The organism is Mycobacterium sp., assembly GCF_044223235.1.
Classification (GTDB): Bacteria; Actinomycetota; Actinomycetes; order Mycobacteriales; family Mycobacteriaceae; genus Mycobacterium.
In genome coordinates, this window is the sequence record NZ_JBGAME010000026.1 from 24,518 (window position 1) to 45,495 (window position 20,978).

Here is a 20,978-nt window from a genome sequence, read left to right on the forward strand (position 1 = left end):
AGCTGTCCGCGTGTTCGCCCGCATGGAGCAGATGCTCACCAAGCGTCGCGCAGTTGACCTGTGCCGCACCGCGGGATGTTGCTGTTGTTGTTGTAGCTGCTGAGTAGCCGCGCCTCTATCTCTTTTGCGCCGCGCTCGGAGCCGCCTCTGCGCGTGCCCATGCCAGCCCAGAACCACACAGCAGGAGCACCTTTATGTCAGTAATGCCAGCACCCTCGTCCAGGCCATCTGCCATCCCGACGGCCACGCCCGCACAGGTGGACGTGCGCGGACCCCGTTTCGCCGCCTGGGTGACCACCGGCGTGCTGGTCCTCACCCTCCTCGTCGCGGCCGTCAGCCCAGCGGCGGCGGCGGCGATCCTGGCCGGGCAGGGCCTGGTGTTCGCGATCGGTGCGCTGCTCGGTCCCCGGCGTCATCCATATGGCCGGGTTTTCGCTCGTTTCGTCGCGCCGCAGCTGGGTCCGGTGACTGAACGTGAACCCGCGGCGCCGCTGAAGTTCGCCCAGTTGGTCGGTTTCGTTTTCGCTGTGGCCGGGGTGGCCGGATTCGCAGTGGGCGCCGACCTGGTGGGCCTTGTCGCCACCGGCTTCGCGCTGATGGCGGCGTTTCTCAATGCGGCTTTCGGCATCTGCCTTGGCTGCCGGCTCTACCCGCTCGCCGTCCGGTTTCGCAAGACTCCACGCCGGGCTCACGCCCCCATATAACGCTCGAATCATCAAGCAACCGAAAGGATTTCGTTCATGGCTCGCTCCGACGTCCTGGTCTCCGCCGACTGGGCCGAGAGCAATCTCGATGCGCCTAACACCGTCTTCGTCGAGGTCGACGAAGACACGTCCGCCTACGACGACGGACACATCGCCGGCGCGGTGAAGCTCGACTGGAAGAAGGATCTGCAGGACCCGGTCAAGCGCGACTTCGTCGACGCGCAGCAGTTCTCGAAGCTGCTCTCGGAACGTGGCATCGCCAACGACGACGCCGTGATCCTCTACGGCGGCAACAACAACTGGTTCGCCGCCTACGCCTACTGGTACTTCAAGCTCTACGGCCACCAGGACGTCAAGCTGCTCGACGGCGGTCGCAAGAAGTGGGAACTCGACGGGCGGCCGCTGTCCACCGACGCCGTGCACCGGTCCGAGACCTCTTACGTCGCCAAGGACCCCGACACGGCCATCCGCGCGTTCCGGGACGAGGTCATCGCTGCGATCGGCACCAAGAATCTGGTCGACGTCCGTTCGCCCGACGAGTTCTCCGGCAAGATCCTCGCCCCCGCCCACCTGCCGCAGGAGCAGAGCCAGCGGCCCGGCCACATCCCGGGCGCCATCAACGTGCCGTGGAGCAAGGCCGCCAACGAGGACGGCACCTTCAAGTCCGATGACGCCCTCGCCGCGCTGTACGCCGAGGCCGGCCTGGACGGCACGAAGGAGACCATCGCCTACTGCCGGATCGGCGAGCGCTCGTCGCACACCTGGTTCGTGCTGCAGGAGCTCCTTGGCCACGAAAACGTCAAGAACTACGACGGCAGTTGGACCGAATACGGCTCCCTGGTGGGGGCCCCGATCGAGTTGGGAAGTTGATTATGTGCTCTGCACCGACACAAGGACAGACCCTGCCCGCCGGCGTCGACCTGGAGAAGGAGACGGTGATCACCGGTCGCGTCGTCGACGGCTCCGGCCAGACGGTCGGCGGCGCGTTCGTCCGGCTGCTCGACGAGTCCGACGAGTTCACCGCCGAGGTCGTCACCTCGGCCACCGGTGACTTCCGGTTCTTCGCCGCCCCCGGCACCTGGCGCCTGCGTGCCCTGTCGAAGGTCGGCAACGGCGACGCCATCGTCGTACCGGCCGGCGCGGGTATCCACGAGGTCGACGTCAAGGTCGCCTGACCTGACCGTCTCTCCGCGAGCGTGCGTGTCTGTTCGGCGACACGCCGCGAAAAGTGAGCAATTACGCACGCTCGCGGAGGGAACCGGCGCGACTGGACCGGCCCGCACGAACTAGACTCATGCCCGTGGTGCTCTTTTTCGAGATTCTCCTCGTCGCTGCCGTCGTGGTGATCACCTGGTTCGCGCTCTATGCGGTGTACCGCCTCGTCACTGACGAGTCGTGACCTCCGACGAAGGTTCAGCCTTCGCAGGTTCTGGTGACCGCGCGGTCGCAGCTGCAGCCGAACGCGCGAAAATCACCGCTAGCCGTAACATCCCGGTTTTCGACGACCTGCCGCTACCGGCGGACACCGCCAACCTGCGCGAAGGCGTCGACCTCAACGACGCGCTGCTCGCGCTGCTGCCGCTGGTGGGGGTATGGCGCGGCGAAGGCGAAGGCCGCGGTGCCGACGGCGACTACCGATTCGGCCAGCAGATCATCGTCTCCCACGACGGTGGTCATTACCTGAACTGGGACGCCCGCTCGTGGCGCCTCGACGAAAAGGGCAATTACGCCCAGCCGGGGCTTCGGGAGACCGGCTTCTGGCGATTTGTCGACGACCCGTCGGACCCTTCCGAGTCACAGGCCATCGAGCTACTGCTGGCGCACTCCGCGGGCTACGTCGAATTGTTCTACGGCAGCCCACGCAACCAGTCGTCGTGGGAACTGGTCACCGACGCACTCGCCCGCAGCAGATCCGGGGTGCTCGTCGGCGGGGCCAAACGCCTCTACGGCATCGTCGAAGGCGGCGACCTGGCTTACGTCGAGGAGCGTGTGGACGCCGACGGCGGGCTGGTCCCGCATCTGTCGGCCCGTCTGGCCAGGTTCGTCGGGTAGTGCGACGACTGCGGTCCGCCGCGACGGTGTTCACCATCGCGGCGCTGTTGGCGGCGTGTTCGTCCGGCGCCACCCCACCCGAACCGCCGCCCACCACGCACGCCCCGGCCACCGCCGAACACGGCTCGCTGGCGCACTGCCTTGCCGAGCACGGCATGCCCGCGGCGCCGGGTCCTGTTGCCGGACCGCCCCCCGGCGTCGACCCGACCCACTGGCACGAAGCGATGCAGGCCTGCTCGCCGCTGGCACCGGGACCGGCGTCGTGACCCAAATCCTGACCGGCGTCGATCAGGAGACCTCGAACACAGCCGTGCAGGCCGCGCGGACCTGACGCCGGCCAACCGTCAGCCACCCGGGGGCGAGGTTCCCGCGCCGGTGACGCGGCGCAGGAACTCACGGGTGCGCGGCTCTTTCGGGTCGCTGAAAAGCTGACCCGCCGGACCGGATTCGACGATCACGCCGCCGTCGAGAAAGCACACCGTGTCGGCCACCTGCCGGGCGAACCCCATCTCGTGGGTGGCCATCACGATGGTGCTTCCGGCCGCGGCCAGCTCCCCGACGAGTTCCAGCACGTCGCCGACGAGTTCGGGATCCAGTGCACTGGTGATCTCGTCGAGCAGCAGCAGTCGAGGGTCGTAGGCCAATGCCCGGGCGATCGCGACCCGCTGCTGCTGACCGCCCGAGAGGGTGTCGGGGTAGGCGCCGGACTTCCCGGCGAGTCCGACCCGGTCGAGCAGTTCGCGGCCGCGCGCCTCGGCGCCGACGCGGTCCATCCCGTGTACGACCCGCGGCGCGAGTGCGACGTTGGACAGCGCGGTCATGTGCGGGAACAGGTTGTAGGACTGGAACACCATGCCCATCGCCTTCCTGGCGACGTCGGCGTCGATGCGCGGATCGCTGATATCGGTTCCGTCCAGCAGGATCTGGCCGTCATCGATGTCCTCGAGCAGGTCGATGCACCGCAGCAGTGTCGACTTCCCCGACCCGGACGGCCCGATCAGCACCACCACGTGGTGCTCGGCGACATCGAGATCGATGCCGTCCAGCACTGCCCGACCGTGGTAGGCCTTGCGCAGACCCCGGACCGACAGCACGGGAGCCGCGGCCGGCTTCACAGCGTCCCCTGCCTGGCAGCGGCGCGCCGCGCGGCCCAGTCGGCAACCCGGGCGGAGGGCACGGCCAGCGCGACGAACAGCAGGCCGGCGACGACGTAGGGCGTGAAGTTGTAGGAAGTGGCGGACTGGATCTGCGCCGCGCGGACGGCGTCGACGGCCCCGAGGACCGAGATGAGGCCGCAGTCCTTCTGGAGCGCGACGAAATCGTTGAGCAGGGCGGGGGTGACCCTGCGGATGGCCTGCGGCAGCACGACCAAGCGCATCATCCGGCGATGGTTCAGCCCGAGCGACCTGGCCGCCATCAGCTGTGATGGGTGAACCGACTCGATGCCGGCACGGATCACCTCGGCCACGAAGGCGGAGTACACCAGTACCAGCGCAACGGTGCCCAGCACGACCGGACTGGTGGGCATGCCCGTCAGGCGCAGCCCGGGCAGACCGAACCCCACCAGGTAGAGGCAGATCAGCAGCGGCAGGCCACGGAAGAAGTCGACGTAGCCGATGGTCAGCGCCCGGACGGGAAACCACACCGGGCCGCGCAGCGACCTCAACAGCGCCAGGGCGAGGCCGATGATCAGCACAAGCATCGAGGCCACCGCCAGCACCCTGATGTTCAGCCACAGGCCGTCGAGCAGCGCGGGCAGGCTTTCCCACCCGATGCGCAGGTTGAAGAACGACTCCCGCACCCGGGGCCAGCCCGGCGCCGAGCTGACGACCACGAACATCACCGCGGCGAAGACCAGCGTCGACGTCAGCGCCACCAGCGTCGAACGGCGGGCCTTCGCGCGCCGGTAGGCCTGCCGGTCCAGCGGCGCCGTGACCGGCGGCGTCACGACAGGAACGGAGCCGTCCCCGGCCCGGCCAGCCACTCCTTCTGCAGCCGGAACAACACGCCGTCGTCACCGAGCTCGTCGACGGCGGTGGAGACGCACGCCGTCAACGGGCTGTCCTTGTCCAGCACCATCCCGAACTGCTCGTCGGCGCCGGGCTGTGGCGGCAGCTGGCCGACGATCTTGGATCCCGGCAGTTCCGCTTGCACCGCGAACGCGGTGGGCAGGTCCAGCACCAGAACGTCGATCTGGTCGGCCGTCAGAGCGGCCTTGGCGTCGTCGTTGGTGTTGTAGACCCGCACCTCCTGATCGCCCGCGACCGTCTTGGCGGCTTCGTAGCTGGTCGTGCCCACCTGCGCACCCAGGCGCACGTTGCGCAGACCGTCAAGGGTGGTGATCGAGGCGGCCGGCGACGTCGCAGTGGTGAGGAATGCCTGCGTGACGTTGTAGTACGGCGAGGAGAAGTCGACGGCCTGCTTGCGCTCGTCGGTGATCGAGAACTGCGACAGGCTGGCGTCGAACGTCTTGGGGCCGGGTGCGATGGCGGCGTTGAACGGCACCCGCACCCAGCGGACGTCCTCGCGGCCGTAGCCGAGTTTGTCCGCGACCGCATAGGCGACCGCCGATTCGTAGCCCTGCCCGTTCTCGGGCTGGTCGTTGACGAACCACGGCTGATACGCCGGCTGGTCGGTGGCGAAGGTGAATACGCCGGGGGTCAGGGTGGACAGCGAGTCCTTCTGACATGCCTGCGGCGCGGCCGAGGTCTGGGGGGCGGGCTCCTCGGCGGGCGCGCAGGCGGTCAGCGCCCCCAACGCGCAGACGGTCACGATGGCGATGAGCGGATACGGGCGCATGGGCACGCATCATGTCGCACCTCGCGCATGCCCGCCAGGATTTTCGTCAGTGAAACGGCCAATGCGTTGGTAATCGCCTGGGGGGGTCCGGATATGGAGCGGCCCCCGAGCCGTAGTTCCTGGTTGGACGAACCGAGGGGCTCGGGGGCCGGGTGGCTGCGGGAAATTCGCCAGCGCGCGCGGTTCATTCGGCGCATCGCGTTGCCACGCGAATAATCCCGGTGCTGCTAGCGGGCAGCCACCTCACATGTCCATACGTCACTCAATTTGTCGGACCACCTCCTTCCCTGTGTACGAGCGACCGTACCCGCGCTCCGGCGCGGCGACAACCGGTTTACGCCAGCGGCTCAGCGATCACAGACGATCGCGGCGTCCACCAGGCCCGCGATATCGGCCGCCGAGGGTGCGTGCTGCAGCAGAGCACCGTCCAGGGTGTGCACCCTGGCCGCCAGCGTGATGCTCGATACCAGCCAAACGCCCTGCGCTGCAACCAGATCCGTGACGCGTAACGCACGGTAGTCGCAGTCATAGCCCTTGTTGCGTGCGACCTCGAACAGCGCCTGCTGGGTCGTGCCCCGCAAGATCGGATACCACGGTGGCGGGGTGAGGAGGCAGACGTCGCCGTCCTCGCCCTCGGTGGCGATCACCACCGTCGAGCGTGGACCCTCCAGCACGTAACCGTCGGAGCTGAGGAAGATCACGTCACCCGCGCCGTTACGCTCGGCGTGCCGCAGCGCGGCCATATTCAACGCATAGGAAAGCGTCTTGGCGCCCGCCAGCAGCCACGGCATATCCGCCAGCCCGCTCGAGGGCAGGCTGCGGGCCAGCGTCAGGGCCGCCACACCGTGGCGCCGCGCGTCGGCCACCCTGGCGGGCAGTGCCGCGACCGTCACAAACGCCGTGGGAGGCCCGCCGCTCTCGCGCCCGCGGCTGTACACCAGGCGCAGCACCCCATCGTCGCCGCTGCTGCCTGCGGTTTCACACCAGCGTTTGGCGGCGGCGCCCACCGCTGCGCGCCAGCGGGGCAGGTCGGGAGCGGCGAGGTCCATCATCGTGGCCGAATGCGTCAACCGTCCCAGGTGCGCCTCCAGCAGACACGGGCGGCCTTCACGCACCAGCAGCGTTTCGAAGACGCCATCACCGCGGACGGCGGCCAAGTCGTCAGCATGCAGCAGGGGCGTCTGCGGATCGTGCACCTCGCCGTCGAGAGTGACCACGACACCCGGTAGACCCGCCATGGGCATTGAGCGTAGCGCGAGCGCGACGAGCGGCATCACCGCGCACGCGAGGAGCGCATCATGACCGCGCACGCGAGGAGCGCATTCATGACCGCGCACGCGAGGAGCGCATCATGACCGCGCACGCGAGGAGCGACTCGTGACTGCGTGGGTGGAGCTGACCGTAGAGTTGTCATATGTCCGCAGTTCCAGCTCCCGATACCGGTCCAGACGCCGGTGCCATCTGGCACTACGGCGACCCCTTCGGTGAACAGCGGGCGGCGGCCGTGGAAGCCGTGGTGATCGACCGATCGCACCGTGCGGCGCTGACCCTGACCGGAAACGACCGCCGCAGCTGGCTGCACAGCGTGTCCACCCAGCATGTCAGCGAGCTCGCCGACGGCTCGGTGGTGCAGAACCTGAGCCTTGACGGTCAGGGGCGCGTCGAAGACCACTGGATCCAGACCGAGCTGGGCGGTGTCACCCACCTGGACACCGAGCCGTGGCGGGGCGCGCCGCTGCTGGCCTACCTGCGCAAGATGGTGTTCTGGGCCGATGTCCAGGTCAACGACGCCGAGCTGGCCGTGCTGTCGCTGCTTGGCCCGAAGCTGGCCGACACACGGGTGCTCGACACGCTGGGTCTGAGTTCGCTTCCCGCTGAATCCATCGCGGTCGCGCTGCCCGACGGCGGCTTCGCGCGCCGGATGCCGGCCAGCGGCGTCGAGCTCGATCTGGTGGTGCCGCGGGATCAAGTGGCGGCATGGCGGGATCGTCTGCCGGCGGCGGGCGTGCGCCCGGCTGGGGTGTGGGCCTATGAAGCCCACCGGGTGGCCGCGGTCCGCGCCCGGCTGGGCGTCGATACCGATGACCGGACCATTCCGCACGAAGTGGGCTGGATCGGGGGCCCCGGCCAGGGTGCCGTGCACCTGGACAAGGGCTGCTACCGAGGCCAAGAAACCGTCGCGCGGGTCCACAACCTGGGTAAACCCCCCCGGATGCTGGTGCTGCTCCACCTCGACGGTTCCACGGACCGCCCCGCAACGGGCGACCCCGTGCTGGCCGGCGGACGGTCGGTGGGTCGGTTGGGCACCGTGGTCGACCACGTCGATCTGGGCCCGGTTGGTCTGGCCCTGCTCAAGCGCGGCCTGCCCGCCGACACCGAGCTCACCACCGGTGGCCAGATCCCGGTGGGTGCGGCCATCGACGCCGACACCCTGCCGCCCGCCGATACGGCAGGCGCGGGACGCCTGGCGGTCGAGCGGCTGCGGCACGGCGCACGTTGACCCGGCCGCCTGCGCATGGCCATGTCAGCACACCGCCACCGGGCACGGTAAAGTGTTGGCAGGATAATAAAGACACACAGATCGGAGCCGCCTGCTCAATGGGCCGCTCCGTTATTGCGCGAGGGGGTTCCCCCATGGGCCGCGGCCGGGCTAAGGCGAAGCAGACCAAGGTTGCTCGTGAGTTGAAGTACAGCTCACCGCAAACCGATTTCGAGCGGCTTCAACGCGAGTTGTCAGGCGCTTCCGACGCCGACGACATCACCAATGACGACGATGACTGGTCCGACGACCACTGGCGGCGCTGACCCCGGTCTTCCGGTTTGAGTCCGCCGGGGTGACCGGCGGCTCGTCCTAGAACCGTGGATGCTGGCCCACAAGCTCGGCTCGTGGGCCTTCTTTGCCGCCCTTCATGACGGTGCCGAGGGTCCAGCACTTGAGATGGCGTGCGGTCAGGATCGCCAGTGCGCGGTCGGTGTCCTCCGGTGCGACGACGGCCACCATGCCGATCCCCATGTTGAACGTCTTCTCCATCTCGGCGCGATCGATCCTGCCGCGCTGAGCGATCATCCGGAACACGGGCGCGGGCGTCCACGTACCACGCTCCAACTCGGCGTACAGGCCGACGGGAATGACGCGTTCCAGATTCCCGGCCAGCCCACCCCCCGTGACATGGCAGAAGGTCCGCACCTGTGTCTCGGCGGACAGCGCCAGGCAGTCCTTGGCGTAGATCCGGGTCGGCTCGAGGAGCTCCTCACCCAGGGTGCGGCCGAACTCCTCCACATGGCCCGCCAGATTCATCCGGTCGATTTCGAGCAGCACCTTGCGGGCCAGGGAGTAGCCGTTGGAGTGCAGTCCGCTCGATCCCAGAGCGATGATGACGTCACCGGGCTTGACCCGGTCGGGACCGAGAACGTCGTCCGCCTCCACGATGCCGACCCCGGTTGCGGAGATGTCGTAATGATCCGGTGCCATCAGCCCGGGATGTTCGGCGGTTTCACCGCCGAGCAGCGCGCACCCGGCGATCACGCATCCGTTGGCGATGCCCGACACCAATTCGGCGACCCGTTCGGGGACGGTGCGGCCCACGGCGATGTAGTCCTGCAGAAACAGCGGTTCGGCACCGCACACCACGAGGTCGTCGACGACCATCGCCACAAGATCGAGTCCGACGGTGTCGTGTTTGTCCATGGCCTGGGCGACCGCCAGCTTCGTGCCAACGCCGTCGGTCGACGCTGCCAGCACCGGCTCGCGGTAGCCGCCCCGCAATGCGAATAGCCCCGCGAAACCCCCGAGGCCGCCCCGGACCTCCGGCCTGGTGGCCTTCTTTGCCAGTGGTTTGAACAGCTCGACCGCGCGGTCGCCCGCCTCGATATCGACCCCCGCAGCCGCGTAGGAGACGCCCCGCTGATCGCCCCGCTCACTGTCTCCGTTCATCGGTGCCCAAGGCTACCGTTCCCGATCAGCCCGCCGCACGCGCCCACGGGCACCGCAGGCGCGCCGTGGCCGGCAACCTGCCGACGTGGCTGGCCATGTGATCGAACTAGCCTGTCTGACAATGTGTTTGGGGGTTGTCGGGAGGGTCGGGGGTTTCGGCCGCAACGACTAGGGGCGGCGCAGCGCCGACACGTTGTCGTTGTCGGACTGCAACGGAACGCCGGTACGCGCGGCGGTAGCCAGCATGTGCTCGATGACGTTCTTGCCCAAGGCCGTCTCCCCCGGCAGCTCGATCGGATACTCACCGTCGAAACATGCCGCGCACAGCCGCGATGCGGGCTGCTCGGTCGCGGCGATCATGCCCTGTTTGGAGATGTAGGCAAGGGTGTCGGCACCGATGGCGTGCCGCACCGCTTCGAGCACCTCGCCCTCGTTGGCCTGGGTATTCGCCGCGTTGGCGATCAGCTCGGCGGGAGTGGCGAAGTCGATCCCGTAGAAGCAGGGCCACTTCACCGGCGGTGAGGCGATGCGGACATGGACCTCGATGGCACCAGCCTCACGCAGCATCCGCACCAGCGCGCGCTGGGTGTTGCCGCGAACGATGGAATCGTCCACGACGATCAACCGCTTACCGCGGATGACCTCCTTGAGCGGGTTGAGCTTGAGACGGATGCCCAGCTGCCGGATGGTTTGCGAGGGCTGGATGAAGGTGCGCCCCACATAGGCGTTCTTCATCAGGCCCTGCCCGTAGGGAATGCCAGACTCCTGGGCGTAGCCGACCGCGGCGGGCGTCCCGGACTCCGGAACACCGATCACCAGATCCGCGTCGACCGGGTTCTCGCGGGCGAGCCGCCTGCCGATGTCCACCCGCGTCCCGTGCACCGAACGACCCACCAGCGTGCTGTCCGGGCGGGCCAGGTAGACGTACTCGAAGACGCATCCCTTGGGCTCGGGGTTGGCGAAGCGCGTGGAGCGGACGCCGTCGGCGTCGATGGCAAGTAACTCGCCGGGCTCGATGTCACGGACGAACGACGCGCCCACGATGTCCAGGGCGGCCGTCTCGGAAGCCACCACCCATCCGCGGTCAAGCCGGCCCAGCGACAGCGGCCGCACACCGTACGGATCACGCGCCGCATACAGGGTGTTCTCGTCCATGAACGTCAGGCAGAACGCGCCGCGCACAGTGGGCAGCAGTTCGAGCGCGGCCTGCTCGAGGGTGGCATCGGCGGCACCGTGGGCCAGCAGCGCGCCCAGGATGTCGGAGTCGGTGGTGGCAGGCGCCGCGCCGCGGGTGCCCATCAGGCCCGCCTCGCGCGCACGAGCGGCCAGGTCGGTGGTGTTGACGAGGTTGCCGTTGTGCCCGAGCGCCACACCGGTTCCGGCGGCGGTGTTACGAAACACCGGCTGGGCGTTCTCCCAGGTCGTGGAACCAGTGGTGGAGTAACGGCAATGGCCGATCGCGACGTGGCCCTGCATGGCAGCCAGGGTCTGCTCGTCGAACACCTGGCTGACCAGGCCCAGATCCTTGAACACCAGCACCTGGGAGCCATCGGCGACCGCGATACCGGCGGCCTCCTGGCCACGGTGCTGCAGCGCGTACAGGCCGTAATACGTGAGTTTGGCGACGTCTTCGCCCGGGGCCCAGACCCCGAACACACCGCATTCCTCGCGCGGGGAATTCTCCGGCTCGATCAACTCAGCTGTCACGGCAGGGCGGCTCCCATAAGACGGGTGTGGTGACGCGTTCAGTCTACGGTCACCTACTCTTCAGTACGAAAGCTCGCAACGCATTTTCTGAGGCCAAATGCCGTCGGGGTGGTCAATCTCACACCTCAGCGGGCCGTGTCACCCATCGAGCTCGGTCAGCGGCAGCCAGTGCGCGATCTCCCCCGCCCGTGACCCCGACAGCCGCAGCGTGCCGTCCGCGGACGCCTCGTCGATCGTCTGACGTCCCGTACACAGCAACAGCCATGTCCGCGGGTCGGCCTCGACCACGTTGGGTGGGTTCCCGCGGGTGTGCTTCGGGCCGGCGATGCATTGCACCGCGACGAACGGCGGGACCCGGACTTCGACGCTGCTGCCCGGAGCCAGCGCGCCCAGGGTGCGTGCCGTCAGGCGGACCGCCTCGGCCAGCCGGACCCGGTCGGGCGCCGGGCTGGAGTCGTCGCGCAACCACTCAGCGACGGCGAGCACGGCGGCGCGGGTCGCCGTCGGATCGGGCGGGCGGCGAGCGATCATGGCCCCAGCGTCTCAGAACCACAGGCCGACGATGCCGGCAGACCCGCGCCTCCTGCGTTGAGTCGCGCAGGCGCAGAAGGTTTCGCGAATCCCTTGACCTGAAGAACAGTTAAGGTTCTAGCGTCACAGACATGTCGAACATCACCCTCACCCGCGCAGTCCAGGACAGGACCCATCGGGTGCAGCGCTGCACACCGGTGTGCGTCCAGGTGGCGTGCTGATGCCCTTCAAGCGGCATGAGGCCGCATTTCTCCGCGCCGCCGACCTGGGCAGGCTGGCCACCGTGCGCCCCGACGGCACACCGCAGAACAGCCCGGTCGGCTTCACGTTCAACGAACGTCTCGGAACCATCGACATCGCGGGCTACCGGATGTCGCAGAGCCAGAAGTTCCGCAACATCGCGTTCAACGAGAACGTCGCGTTCGTCGTCGACGACATCGTCTCCCGCGATCCCTGGCGGGTGCGGTGTCTGGAGATTCGTGGCACCGCGGAACAGGTTCTCGCGGAGCCCCGGGACGGCGGGACCGGCCACGAATGGGATCCCGCGATCATCCGCATCACGCCGCGCCGCATCATCAGCTTCGGCATCGACGACTCGGACACCGAGCCGCATCTGCTGCGCGCCGACAGCCGCGACGTATAGCGCCCGTCCAACGCCCACGTCTCAACGCCACGTCTCAACCGAGGGCAGGTCTTGACGCCAGGGCATGGCGCGTTCGCCGGACCCTCGCGCACTGCGGCGCTGCACCACCAGCGCGGCCACTGCCCCTGCCTCGTTGATCGCAAGATGGGCCAGCATCGGTGCGGCGAGGCTGCCGGATCGGCGGTACAGCCGATCGAAGACCCAGCCGGCCGCACCGGTCACCAGGATCGTGCCTGCCACCACCGTCGCGGCGCTGCGCGTGGCGGGCTCAGCCTCCGCCCCCTGCGGGCTGGCCGCCGTCGCAACCCCGAAGTGGGACAGACCGAATGCGGCGGCCTGCAGCACCGGGCCCACCCTCGGCCCGAAGCCGTCGTCGGCCAGCGCGCCGAGCGCCCCCCGGAACGCCGCTTCCTCCGACCACACCGTTCCGATCGGAATGCCCAGCAGCAGCCACCGGGCGGCGGAGTCGGGCAGCGGATGCGCCCGCATCGCTGAACGCACCCCGGGCAGCGCGGCCGCGGTCGCGACTCCCCCGGCCACCGCCGCCGCAGCGGCCAACCCCCACCGCAGGCCCGACCAGACGGCGGGCGGCCGCAGGCCGAGAGGGGCGCGGGTCACTGTGGCCAGCGCCGCGCCGAGCAGGGCGTGCGGCAAAGGGTGCCACCGCGGCAGAACCCTCGGGTTGACCACTCCGTTCCAGCCGATCAGCGCCGCCGCCACCGCGATCGCCCGTAGGCGGCGAAACCTTTTGGCGTGCATCAGTTCTTGGGGCCGTCCTCGGCGGCGGTCCTGACCAGCGCGCCCCGGATGCGTTCGGTGTCGGAGGCTGTCCAGCCGTCCGGCGCGGCCACCGCCACCCACCCGTCCAGAAGCGAGTCTCCGTAGTTGTGACCATGACCGCTCGGTACGCCCGCCGCGTTGGTCACATCGGCGCCGACCTGCAAGAACGTCACGATCGGATACCAGCGCATCGACGGGGTGCGATCGCGGCCGGGCGGCTCGACCAGCCAATCCGGCCGGGAGAACAGCAGATCCGGCGACCACCAGATGATGGGGTCGGACGGATGCTGCAGGAACAACACCCGCGTGCCCTCCCACGGTCCGGCGGCGATCTCGGCGATCTCGGCGGCGTCGACGGCCTGCGAGAACCGCACCGTCCGGCCGTCGTCGTAGCGCGGTTCCACCTCCGGTGTGCCGGGGTCGCGCCGGGCTGTCAACCCGCGCCACAGCGGGCTGGCATTGGGCGGCCCGACCCACAGGACCGACGAGAAGCCCATCCTTTCGATGTCGGGCAGCCAGCGAAATGCGCCCTGACCCGCCATCGCACCGAGGCTTTCGCCGTACAGCACCAACTTGGGCCTGCGGTCGGGCGGCAGGCGCACCCACCTGTCGTGGATGGCGTCGATCATCAGCCGGCCGATCACCATCGACCTTTCCCGGTCCGCCAAGAACGAAATCCAGCTGGGCAGATACGAATACTGCATACCGACAAGCGCGGTGTCGCCGTTGTAGATCAACTCGAGCGCGCGCGCGGCGAGCGGGTTGATCCAACCGGTTCCCGTGGTCGGGATGACCGCCAGCACCCGTCGATCGAATGCGCCGGTGCGCTCCAGCTCACTGAGCAGCGCGGCGACCCGCTGTTCGTCGGCGCCGGCCGTCTGCAGTCCGGCGTACACGCGGATCGGCTCCTTGGCGGTTCCGCCGTTGATCCGCTCGAGTTCGCCGGCGCGAGGACCGGTAGCCACGAAGTTGCGGCCCTGATAGCCCAGGCTGTCCCAGGGCGCGAACGACGTTGGACTGCCGGATCGCTCCGGCTCCATCGGCTGCTCGATGCCGGGCCTGGTCGAGGCGTTCTGCGGCTGGAACACCCTGCCGGCCCCCGCGATGAATCCACGCAGCAGCACGCCGTTGATCAGCGTGACGACCAGCACCACGACCAATGCGGTGCCGATGAACAGCGCCACCTCGCCTTGCACGTGCCAGCGCCGGATCAGCGCTCGCGCGACCGCGCGGATCGCGTCGAGCAGCAGCCGCGACACCGCGACCAGCGCACCGCAGACGAGGATGGCGATGATCAGGGTGCGCAGGTAGCCCGCCGTCGCGGGCCCCTCCAGACCCAGCTCGGCCGACATCTGCCGTTGCCATGCCGCCGCCGGAATCAGCATGAGTACACACGCGGCCGCCGAGACGCCGACCGTGACGGCCTTGCACCGCCACAGCACCCGCTTCGGCGGTGGCCACCACGACCGATTCTGTAATACGAAGCGGCGGAACTGTTTTCCCACCGCGACGCCGAGCCCGTAGCCGATCGCCGCGTTGATGCCGCCGATCAGCCCTTGGAAGAGCCAGTCGCGCGGCAGCAGCGACGGCGTCAGCGAGAGGCAGAAGAACAGGGCACCGAAGACGACGCCGACGAAGTCCAGCCGCAGCAGACTCCACGCCCACACCGGCATCGGATGTCCTTCTCGGCGCTGCGGTGTGTCCTCAACCGGACCGCCGGTCATCCTCTCCGGTGAGAAACTCACCCGAACAGCCCGGGAAGCACGCCCTCCGACGTGCTGCGCAGCTCCTCCAGCGACACCGTGAACAGACCCTGCACCTCGACCGCATCGCTGCCCTGATCGACCACACCGATGCGGGCTGCCGGCAGCCCCCGCGCATCGCACATCGACCGGAACCTGCTCTCCTCGGTGCGCGGCACCGCTACCAGCACCCGGCCCGCCGACTCGGAGAACAGGAACGTGAACGGGTCAGTGCCCTCCGCCCCGGCTTCGGGAATCAGGATGCGGCAACCGGTTTCACCGGTCAGCGCCGCCTCGACCACCGCCTGGATCAATCCGCCCTCGCTGAGGTCGTGCGCGGCGGACACCAGCCCGTCGCGGGAGGCGGCCGTGAGCACGTCGGCCAGCAGCTTCTCGCGGGCCAGATCGACCTTCGGGGGCAGGCCGCCCAGGTGATCGGCACTCACCTGCGCCCAGATCGACCCGTCGAACTCGTCATGGGTATCGCCCAGCAGCATCAGCGTCTCACCGGGCTCCGCCCCGAATCCGGTGGGGATGCGCCGCTTCACATCGTCGATGACACCGAGCACCCCCACGACGGGGGTGGGGTGGATCGCGGTGGTGCCGGTCTGGTTGTAGAAGCTCACGTTGCCGCCGGTCACCGGAATGCCCAGCGCCGCACAACCATCCGCGAGTCCCCGGACAGCCTGGGAGAACTGCCACATGACCCCGGGGTCCTCTGGTGAGCCGAAGTTGAGACAGTTGGTCACCGCCACCGGGGCGGCACCGGTGACGGCCACATTGCGATACGCCTCCGCCAGTGCCAATTGCGCTCCGGCATAAGGGTCCAGCGCCGTGTAACGGCCCGAGGCATCGGTGGAGACCGCGATGCCGCGGCCGGATACCTCGTCGATGCGCAGCACTCCACCGTCGGCGTTCTCGGCGAGCACGGTGTTGCCGCGCACATAGCGGTCGTACTGTTCGGTGATGAACCGCCGACTACACAGGTGCGGGCTGCCCAGCATGGCAAGCAATGTCGCGCGCAGGTCGTCCCCGCTGACGGGTCGGGGCAGGCTGTCGGATGTATCGGCATTGAGTGCGTTCTGGGTTTCCGGGCGGGTCACCGGCCGCTCGTAAACCGGACCTTCGTGCGCGACGGTGCGGGGCGGAACATCCACCACCGTTTCGCCGTTCCAGGTGATCTGTAGCCGGTCGCCCTCGGTCACCTCACCGATGACCGTGGCCAGCACCTCCCATTTGCGGCACACCGCCATGAATGCGTCGACGTTCTCCGGCGCCACCACGGCGCACATACGTTCCTGGGACTCGCTGGACAGCACCTCGGCCGGTGTCATGTTGGCAGCCCGCAGCGGCACCCTGTCCAGTTCGATCGCCATGCCACCGTCCCCGGCGGACGCAAGTTCCGATGTCGCACAGGACAACCCGGCGCCACCGAGATCCTGGATGCCGATCACCAGTCCTGCCGCATACAGCTCGAGGCAGCATTCGATGAGCACCTTCTCCATGAACGGGTCGCCCACCTGGACCGAGGGGAGCTTCTTACGGCCCGAACCGGATTCGTCACCGGCGAAGGTATCCGACGCCAGCACCGAGACGCCGCCGATGCCGTCGAGACCCGTCCGCGCCCCGAACAGGATGATCTTGTTGCCCGCCCCCGACGCGAACGCGAGGTGCAGGTCCTCCTTGCGCAGCACACCCACACACAGCGCGTTGACCAGCGGGTTGCCCGCGTAACACGCGTCGAAGACCGTCTCGCCGCCGATGTTGGGCAGACCGAGGGAGTTGCCATAGCCGCCGACCCCGCGGACCACACCGTCGAGCACTCGCCGGGTGTCCGGCGCGTCCGCGGCGCCGAAGCGCAGCTGGTCCATCACCGCCACCGGCCGCGCACCCATCGCCATGATGTCGCGAACGATGCCGCCGACGCCCGTGGCCGCACCCTGGTACGGCTCGACATAGGAGGGATGGTTGTGCGACTCGACCTTGAAGGTGACCGCCCAGCCGTCACCGATGTCGACGACGCCTGCGTTCTCACCGATTCCGGCCAGCATCGAGGCCCGCATGGCTTCTGTGGTGGTCTCGCCGAAGTAGCGCAGGTGCACCTTGGACGACTTGTAGGAGCAGTGCTCGCTCCACATCACCGAATACATCGCCAATTCGGCATCGGTGGGGCGACGGTGCAGGATCTGACGGATCCGTTCGTACTCGTCGTCCTTGAGGCCCAGTTCACGGAACGGCTGCGGCTGATCGGGCGTGGCCGCCGCTCGCTCGACGGTGTCAACGGCCCAATTCGGGTCGTCGGCGGCTGAGTCTGCGGTTTCGAGGTCGGGGGTGAGCTCGGGCGTCACGTCGATAGTTTAGTTTGTGCCCGCGTGTGCGCGCGGACGGCGGCAGGTGCGCCGACGCCGTGGATCACCACTCCGACCGCTCCGATCTCTCCGGATCCCTCCCGTCGGGGCGTCTATTCCGCCGCGACACAGAAGGCATTGCCCGCCGGATCGGCCAGCACCACCCAGTGAAACTCCTCGCCGAAGCTGTTACGGGCGGTCACCTGGGCGCCCAACCCGACAAGCCGAGCCACCTCGGCCTCCATATCGTCGGCGCCGAGATCCAGATGAACCCGGTTCTTACCCGGTGTCGGATCGGGCACCCGCTGGAACGCCAAATTGGGTCCATCGGGCTGACTTACCAGCACGAACTCGCCTGGCACGACGGGATTTACCTCACCGCCGAGCGCATCGGCCCACCATTTCGCCAAGCCGTCGGGGTCAAGACAGTCGAACGTCGTCGACACAACTTTCAAGGACATGACCCGACCCTAGCCAAGCCCTCCGACAGAAAGGACTAGCCGGGCGAGAGGAAGGCGGCCAGCGCCGCGGCATAGGCGGGGACGTCGTGGGCGCCCATCAGTTCGCGCGCGGAGTGCATCGCCAACTGCGGCGCGCCCACATCCACCGTCGGAATGCCGGTGCGTGCCGATGTCATCGGCCCGATCGTCGAACCGCACGGCAGGTCCGCCCGGTGCTCGTAGCGCTGCAGGCCGACCCCCGCCTGCGCGCAGGCCAGCGCGAACGCCGCCGCGGTGCGGCCGTCGGTGGCATAGCGCAGATTCGGCTGGACCTTGAGCACGGGACCCGCGTTGACCTCGATGAGGTGTCCGGGTTCGTGGCGGTCGGGGTAGTTCGGATGGGTCGCGTGCGCCATGTCGCCGGAGGCGACCATGGACCCCGCCATGCGGCGCAGAAAGTCCTCGCGGTCACCGCCTGCCGCCAGGGTGATCCGCTCCAGCACGGTCAGCAGCAATTCCGACTGCGCGCCGTGATCCGACGTCGAGCCGACCTCCTCGTGGTCGAACAGGGCCAGCACGGGTGTGTGACCGCTCGGCTCGGCGACGAGCAGTGCCTCCAGGCCCGCGTAGCAGGTCGCCTGGTTGTCCAGCCTGGGCGCGCTCACCAGCTCACCGTCCACCCCGACCAGCGCCGACGCGGTCAGGTCGTGTGCCATGAGATCGAACCCCAGAACATCGCCCGCCTCGACGCCCGCCCGGCCCGCGACGAACGTCAGGAAGGACCGCGGGCCGCTGCCCACGCCCCATACCGCGTTGACGTGGCGCTGCGGATCCAACGCGACCCCCTTGCGGTCGTCGGACAGGTGGATCGCCAGCTGCGGGACGCGCAGGATCGGGTCGTCGATCCGGACGAGCACGTGGTCGAGACCGCTGCCCACTTTGACCGACAGCCGGCCGCTGATGCCCAGATCGCGGTCCAGCCAGGAATTCAGCCATGCCCCGCCGTACGGCTGAAGCGCAACCACCTGCCAGCCCGTCACGAACCGGTCGGGGTGTTGTTTGACACGCAGATTCGGGCTATCGGTGTGAGCGCCGATGATCCGGAACGGCCGGCCGCCGTCTTCAGCGTCGTCAGCTTTCGAGGCGTTCCAGGCCACGAGCGACCCCGCCCGCACCGTGAAGTGGCGACCGCCCGCCGGCCACGCGTCCACCTCTGCCAGTTCGGTGAAACCGGCGCCGAGCAACCGATCGGCAACCGTGTGGCAGACGTGAAAGGGCGACGGTGAGGCGTCGATGAATTCGCACAGACCCGCTGCGGACGGGGATGACAACGCGCTGGGGTTCGCCGAGCGATCAGGCATGCCGACCATCTTTCGCCATCGGGTTGTCAGGCGTAGCCGCTAGGGTCTGGTGGTGCCCTCAGCTCGACCGCAGCCGATCCTCTCCCCGCTGACCCGGGCGGCGATCTTTCTGGTCGCGACCATCGACGACGGCGGCGAAGCAGCCGTCCACGACGCACTGGCCGGTCTGTCGGGACTCGCGCGCGCAGTCGGGTTCCGGGTCCCGGCTTCGGGTTTGACGCTGGTCACCGGAATCGGATCGGACGCCTGGGACAGGCTGTTCGCCGGTCCGCGGCCCGCCAAACTGCACGACTTCCCCGAACTCAACGGAACCCGCCATCACGCCCCATCCACACCCGGCGACCTGCTTTTCCACATCCGCGGCGAATCGATGGATGTCTGCTTCGAGTTGGGCGGGCGCATCCTGGACTCGATGAGCGGAGCGGTGACCGTCGTCGACGAGGTGCACGGTTTCCGGTTTTTCGAGCAACGCGACCTGCTGGGGTTCGTTGACGGTACCGAGAATCCCGACGGCGCCGACGCTGTCACGGCGGCACAGATCGGTCCCGACGACCCCGACTACCCGGATTTCCCCGGCGGCAGCTACGTCCACGTCCAGAAGTACGTGCACGACATGGCGGCGTGGAATGCGCTGAGCGTCACCGAACAGGAATTGGTGATCGGGCGGACCAAGCTCGAGGACATCGAACTCCCCGACGCCGAGAAGCCACCCAATTCCCACCTGGCGCTCAACGTCATCACCGACGACGAGGGCAATCAGCTGCAGATCGTCCGGGCGAACATGCCGTTCGGCACGCTGGGTGACGGCGAGTCGGGCACGTACTACATCGCCTACGCTGCCGACCCGGACGTCACCGAACGGATGCTGCACAACATGTTCATCGGCGACCCGCCAGGCAACACCGACCGGATCCTGGACTTCTCCACGGCGGTCACCGGCGGACTGTTCTTCACACCCACCGTCGGGTTCCTCGACGACCCGCCTCCGCTGGCGGGCGACTCCGAAGAACCCGCCGTCGTCCCGGTGCTCGTACCGGTCGAATACCACGGCTCACTGGCGATCGGCAGTCTGAAAGGATCCCCCTGTGAATAACCTCTACCGTGAGCTTGCCCCGATCACCGAATCCGCGTGGGCGCAGATCGAAGAGGAAGCGACCCGAACCTTCAAGCGCCACATCGCAGGCCGGCGGGTGGTCGATGTCAGCGACCCGGGCGGACCGGTGACGGCCGGGGTCAGCACCGGTCATCTGCTCAGCGTTGACGCCCCCGGCACCGGCGTGGTGGCACACCTGCGGCAGTCGCAGCCGTTGGTGCGGCTGCGCGTTCCGTTCACCGTCAGCCGCACCGCCGTCGACGACGTCGAACGCGGTGCGCAGGATTCCGACTGGGATCCGGTCAAGGACGCCGCCAAGAAACTCGCCTTCGTCGAGGACAGGGCCATCTTCGAAGGCTACGAGCCCGCGTCGATCGAGGGCATCCGCAAGTGCAGCTCCAACCCCGCGCTCGCGTTGCCCGAGGATCCGCGCGAGTACCCCGATGTGTTCGCCCAGGCGCTGTCCGAGCTGCGACTGGCCGGCGTGGACGGGCCCTACTCGGTGCTGCTGTCGGCCGACGCCTACACCCTGGTCAGTGAGACGACCGAACACGGGTATCCGCTGCGCGAACATCTGAACCGGCTCGTGGACGGCGACATCATCTGGGCGCCCGCGATCGACGGCGCATTCGTTTTGTCAACCCGCGGTGGCGATTTCGACCTGCAGCTGGGCACCGACGTGTCGATCGGCTACCTGTCGCACGACGCGGACACGGTCCAGCTGTATCTGGAGGAGACGCTGACGTTCCTGTGCTACACCGCGGAGGCCTCCGTCGCGCTGACCCCGTGAACCCGCGAATGCCGCGGCGGCTCCGGGCTATTCGGTGTCGCGGGTCAGCTCAGC

23 protein-coding genes are annotated in these 20,978 nt (G+C 68.3%); 11 read left to right on the forward strand and 12 right to left on the reverse strand.

What is annotated here, in order from left to right:
• Positions 1-22: 22 nt before the first annotated feature.
• From ADBZ6K_RS22555 to ADBZ6K_RS22580, 6 genes are all read left to right on the forward strand, one after another.
• On the forward strand, positions 23-103 hold the full coding sequence (locus tag ADBZ6K_RS22555; RefSeq protein ID WP_526350948.1) for an Ms5788A family Cys-rich leader peptide: 81 nt from the start codon (positions 23-25) through the stop codon (positions 101-103).
• Positions 104-203: 100 nt separating this feature from the next.
• Positions 204-704 carry a DUF4395 family protein gene (locus ADBZ6K_RS22560; RefSeq protein WP_526350950.1) on the forward strand — a complete coding sequence of 167 codons (501 nt, stop codon included), beginning with the start codon at positions 204-206 and terminating at the stop codon, positions 702-704.
• Between the two features lie 36 nt (positions 705-740).
• Positions 741-1,574, forward strand: a complete 834-nt coding sequence (locus ADBZ6K_RS22565) for a sulfurtransferase (RefSeq protein ID WP_526350853.1) — start codon at positions 741-743, stop codon at positions 1,572-1,574.
• Between the two features lie 2 nt (positions 1,575-1,576).
• Positions 1,577-1,879 carry a DUF1416 domain-containing protein gene (locus ADBZ6K_RS22570; RefSeq protein WP_526350855.1) on the forward strand — a complete coding sequence of 101 codons (303 nt, stop codon included), beginning with the start codon at positions 1,577-1,579 and terminating at the stop codon, positions 1,877-1,879.
• Positions 1,880-2,099: 220 nt separating this feature from the next.
• Positions 2,100-2,756: a nitrobindin family protein gene (locus tag ADBZ6K_RS22575; protein WP_526350857.1), complete on the forward strand. Its 657-nt coding sequence runs from the start codon at positions 2,100-2,102 to the stop codon at positions 2,754-2,756.
• Entirely contained in the window at positions 2,756-3,022 is a 267-nt protein-coding gene (locus ADBZ6K_RS22580) for a hypothetical protein (protein ID WP_526350859.1), read from the forward strand. Before ADBZ6K_RS22575 ends, ADBZ6K_RS22580 begins: the two co-directional genes overlap by 1 nt.
• A 78-nt stretch (positions 3,023-3,100) precedes the next feature.
• Here ADBZ6K_RS22580 and ADBZ6K_RS22585 read toward each other — a convergent pair whose 3' ends face one another.
• The 4 genes from ADBZ6K_RS22585 to ADBZ6K_RS22600 all read right to left on the reverse strand — a co-directional run bounded on the left by ADBZ6K_RS22585 (position 3,101) and on the right by ADBZ6K_RS22600 (position 6,793).
• A complete protein-coding gene (locus ADBZ6K_RS22585) occupies positions 3,101-3,871 on the reverse strand; it encodes an amino acid ABC transporter ATP-binding protein (RefSeq protein WP_526350861.1) in 771 nt (256 codons plus the stop codon).
• Positions 3,868-4,704 (reverse strand): amino acid ABC transporter permease, encoded by an 837-nt coding sequence (locus ADBZ6K_RS22590; protein WP_526350863.1) that lies wholly within the window; start codon positions 4,702-4,704, stop codon positions 3,868-3,870. The genes ADBZ6K_RS22585 and ADBZ6K_RS22590 overlap by 4 nt, the downstream gene beginning before the upstream one ends.
• The gene (locus tag ADBZ6K_RS22595) at positions 4,701-5,555 is read right to left on the reverse strand and encodes an ABC transporter substrate-binding protein (RefSeq protein WP_526350865.1); all 855 of its coding nucleotides are present in this window, start codon (positions 5,553-5,555) and stop codon (positions 4,701-4,703) included. The genes ADBZ6K_RS22590 and ADBZ6K_RS22595 overlap by 4 nt, the downstream gene beginning before the upstream one ends.
• 347 nt (positions 5,556-5,902) lie before the next feature.
• Positions 5,903-6,793, reverse strand: coding sequence for an aminodeoxychorismate lyase (locus ADBZ6K_RS22600; RefSeq protein WP_526350867.1), 891 nt, complete (start codon positions 6,791-6,793; stop codon positions 5,903-5,905).
• Between the two features lie 176 nt (positions 6,794-6,969).
• Between ADBZ6K_RS22600 and ygfZ the strand changes: the two genes are divergently transcribed.
• Together ygfZ and ADBZ6K_RS22610 are read left to right on the forward strand one after the other, a co-directional pair.
• A complete protein-coding gene (gene ygfZ, locus ADBZ6K_RS22605; RefSeq protein WP_526350869.1) occupies positions 6,970-8,055 on the forward strand; it encodes a CAF17-like 4Fe-4S cluster assembly/insertion protein YgfZ in 1,086 nt (361 codons plus the stop codon).
• Between the two features lie 134 nt (positions 8,056-8,189).
• Entirely contained in the window at positions 8,190-8,360 is a 171-nt protein-coding gene (locus ADBZ6K_RS22610; RefSeq protein ID WP_526350871.1) for a DUF3073 family protein, read from the forward strand.
• Between the two features lie 46 nt (positions 8,361-8,406).
• Here the strand turns inward: ADBZ6K_RS22610 and purM are convergent, their stop codons facing one another.
• The 3 genes from purM to ADBZ6K_RS22625 form a co-directional block, all read right to left on the reverse strand.
• Positions 8,407-9,489 (reverse strand): phosphoribosylformylglycinamidine cyclo-ligase, encoded by a 1,083-nt coding sequence (purM, locus tag ADBZ6K_RS22615; RefSeq protein WP_526350873.1) that lies wholly within the window; start codon positions 9,487-9,489, stop codon positions 8,407-8,409.
• 168 nt (positions 9,490-9,657) lie between these two features.
• Positions 9,658-11,196, reverse strand: a complete 1,539-nt coding sequence (purF, locus tag ADBZ6K_RS22620; RefSeq protein WP_526350876.1) for an amidophosphoribosyltransferase — start codon at positions 11,194-11,196, stop codon at positions 9,658-9,660.
• A gap of 138 nt (positions 11,197-11,334) precedes the next feature.
• Positions 11,335-11,727, reverse strand: coding sequence for a sterol carrier family protein (locus ADBZ6K_RS22625; RefSeq protein ID WP_526350878.1), 393 nt, complete (start codon positions 11,725-11,727; stop codon positions 11,335-11,337).
• Positions 11,728-11,947: 220 nt separating this feature from the next.
• Between ADBZ6K_RS22625 and ADBZ6K_RS22630 the strand changes: the two genes are divergently transcribed.
• Positions 11,948-12,370: a PPOX class F420-dependent oxidoreductase gene (locus tag ADBZ6K_RS22630; RefSeq protein ID WP_526350880.1), complete on the forward strand. Its 423-nt coding sequence runs from the start codon at positions 11,948-11,950 to the stop codon at positions 12,368-12,370.
• A gap of 21 nt (positions 12,371-12,391) precedes the next feature.
• Here the strand turns inward: ADBZ6K_RS22630 and ADBZ6K_RS22635 are convergent, their stop codons facing one another.
• The 5 genes from ADBZ6K_RS22635 to ADBZ6K_RS22655 form a co-directional block, all read right to left on the reverse strand.
• Positions 12,392-13,129, reverse strand: coding sequence for an Rv0804 family intramembrane glutamic endopeptidase (locus tag ADBZ6K_RS22635; RefSeq protein WP_526350882.1), 738 nt, complete (start codon positions 13,127-13,129; stop codon positions 12,392-12,394).
• A complete protein-coding gene (locus tag ADBZ6K_RS22640; RefSeq protein ID WP_526350884.1) occupies positions 13,129-14,874 on the reverse strand; it encodes an alpha/beta hydrolase in 1,746 nt (581 codons plus the stop codon). Before ADBZ6K_RS22640 ends, ADBZ6K_RS22635 begins: the two co-directional genes overlap by 1 nt.
• Positions 14,875-14,891: 17 nt before the next feature.
• Positions 14,892-17,117, reverse strand: coding sequence for a phosphoribosylformylglycinamidine synthase subunit PurL (gene purL, locus ADBZ6K_RS22645; protein WP_526350952.1), 2,226 nt, complete (start codon positions 17,115-17,117; stop codon positions 14,892-14,894).
• A gap of 236 nt (positions 17,118-17,353) precedes the next feature.
• Positions 17,354-17,701, reverse strand: coding sequence for a VOC family protein (locus ADBZ6K_RS22650; protein ID WP_526350886.1), 348 nt, complete (start codon positions 17,699-17,701; stop codon positions 17,354-17,356).
• Between the two features lie 35 nt (positions 17,702-17,736).
• Complete coding sequence (locus ADBZ6K_RS22655; RefSeq protein ID WP_526350888.1) at positions 17,737-19,041, reverse strand: M18 family aminopeptidase; 1,305 nt, start codon at positions 19,039-19,041, stop codon at positions 17,737-17,739.
• A gap of 52 nt (positions 19,042-19,093) precedes the next feature.
• On the opposite strand from ADBZ6K_RS22655, the gene ADBZ6K_RS22660 reads away from it, so the two are divergent.
• Positions 19,094-20,134 (forward strand): Dyp-type peroxidase, encoded by a 1,041-nt coding sequence (locus tag ADBZ6K_RS22660; RefSeq protein WP_526350890.1) that lies wholly within the window; start codon positions 19,094-19,096, stop codon positions 20,132-20,134.
• Positions 20,127-20,924, forward strand: coding sequence for a family 1 encapsulin nanocompartment shell protein (locus tag ADBZ6K_RS22665; protein WP_526350892.1), 798 nt, complete (start codon positions 20,127-20,129; stop codon positions 20,922-20,924). The genes ADBZ6K_RS22660 and ADBZ6K_RS22665 overlap by 8 nt, the downstream gene beginning before the upstream one ends.
• Positions 20,925-20,978 lie beyond the last annotated feature (54 nt).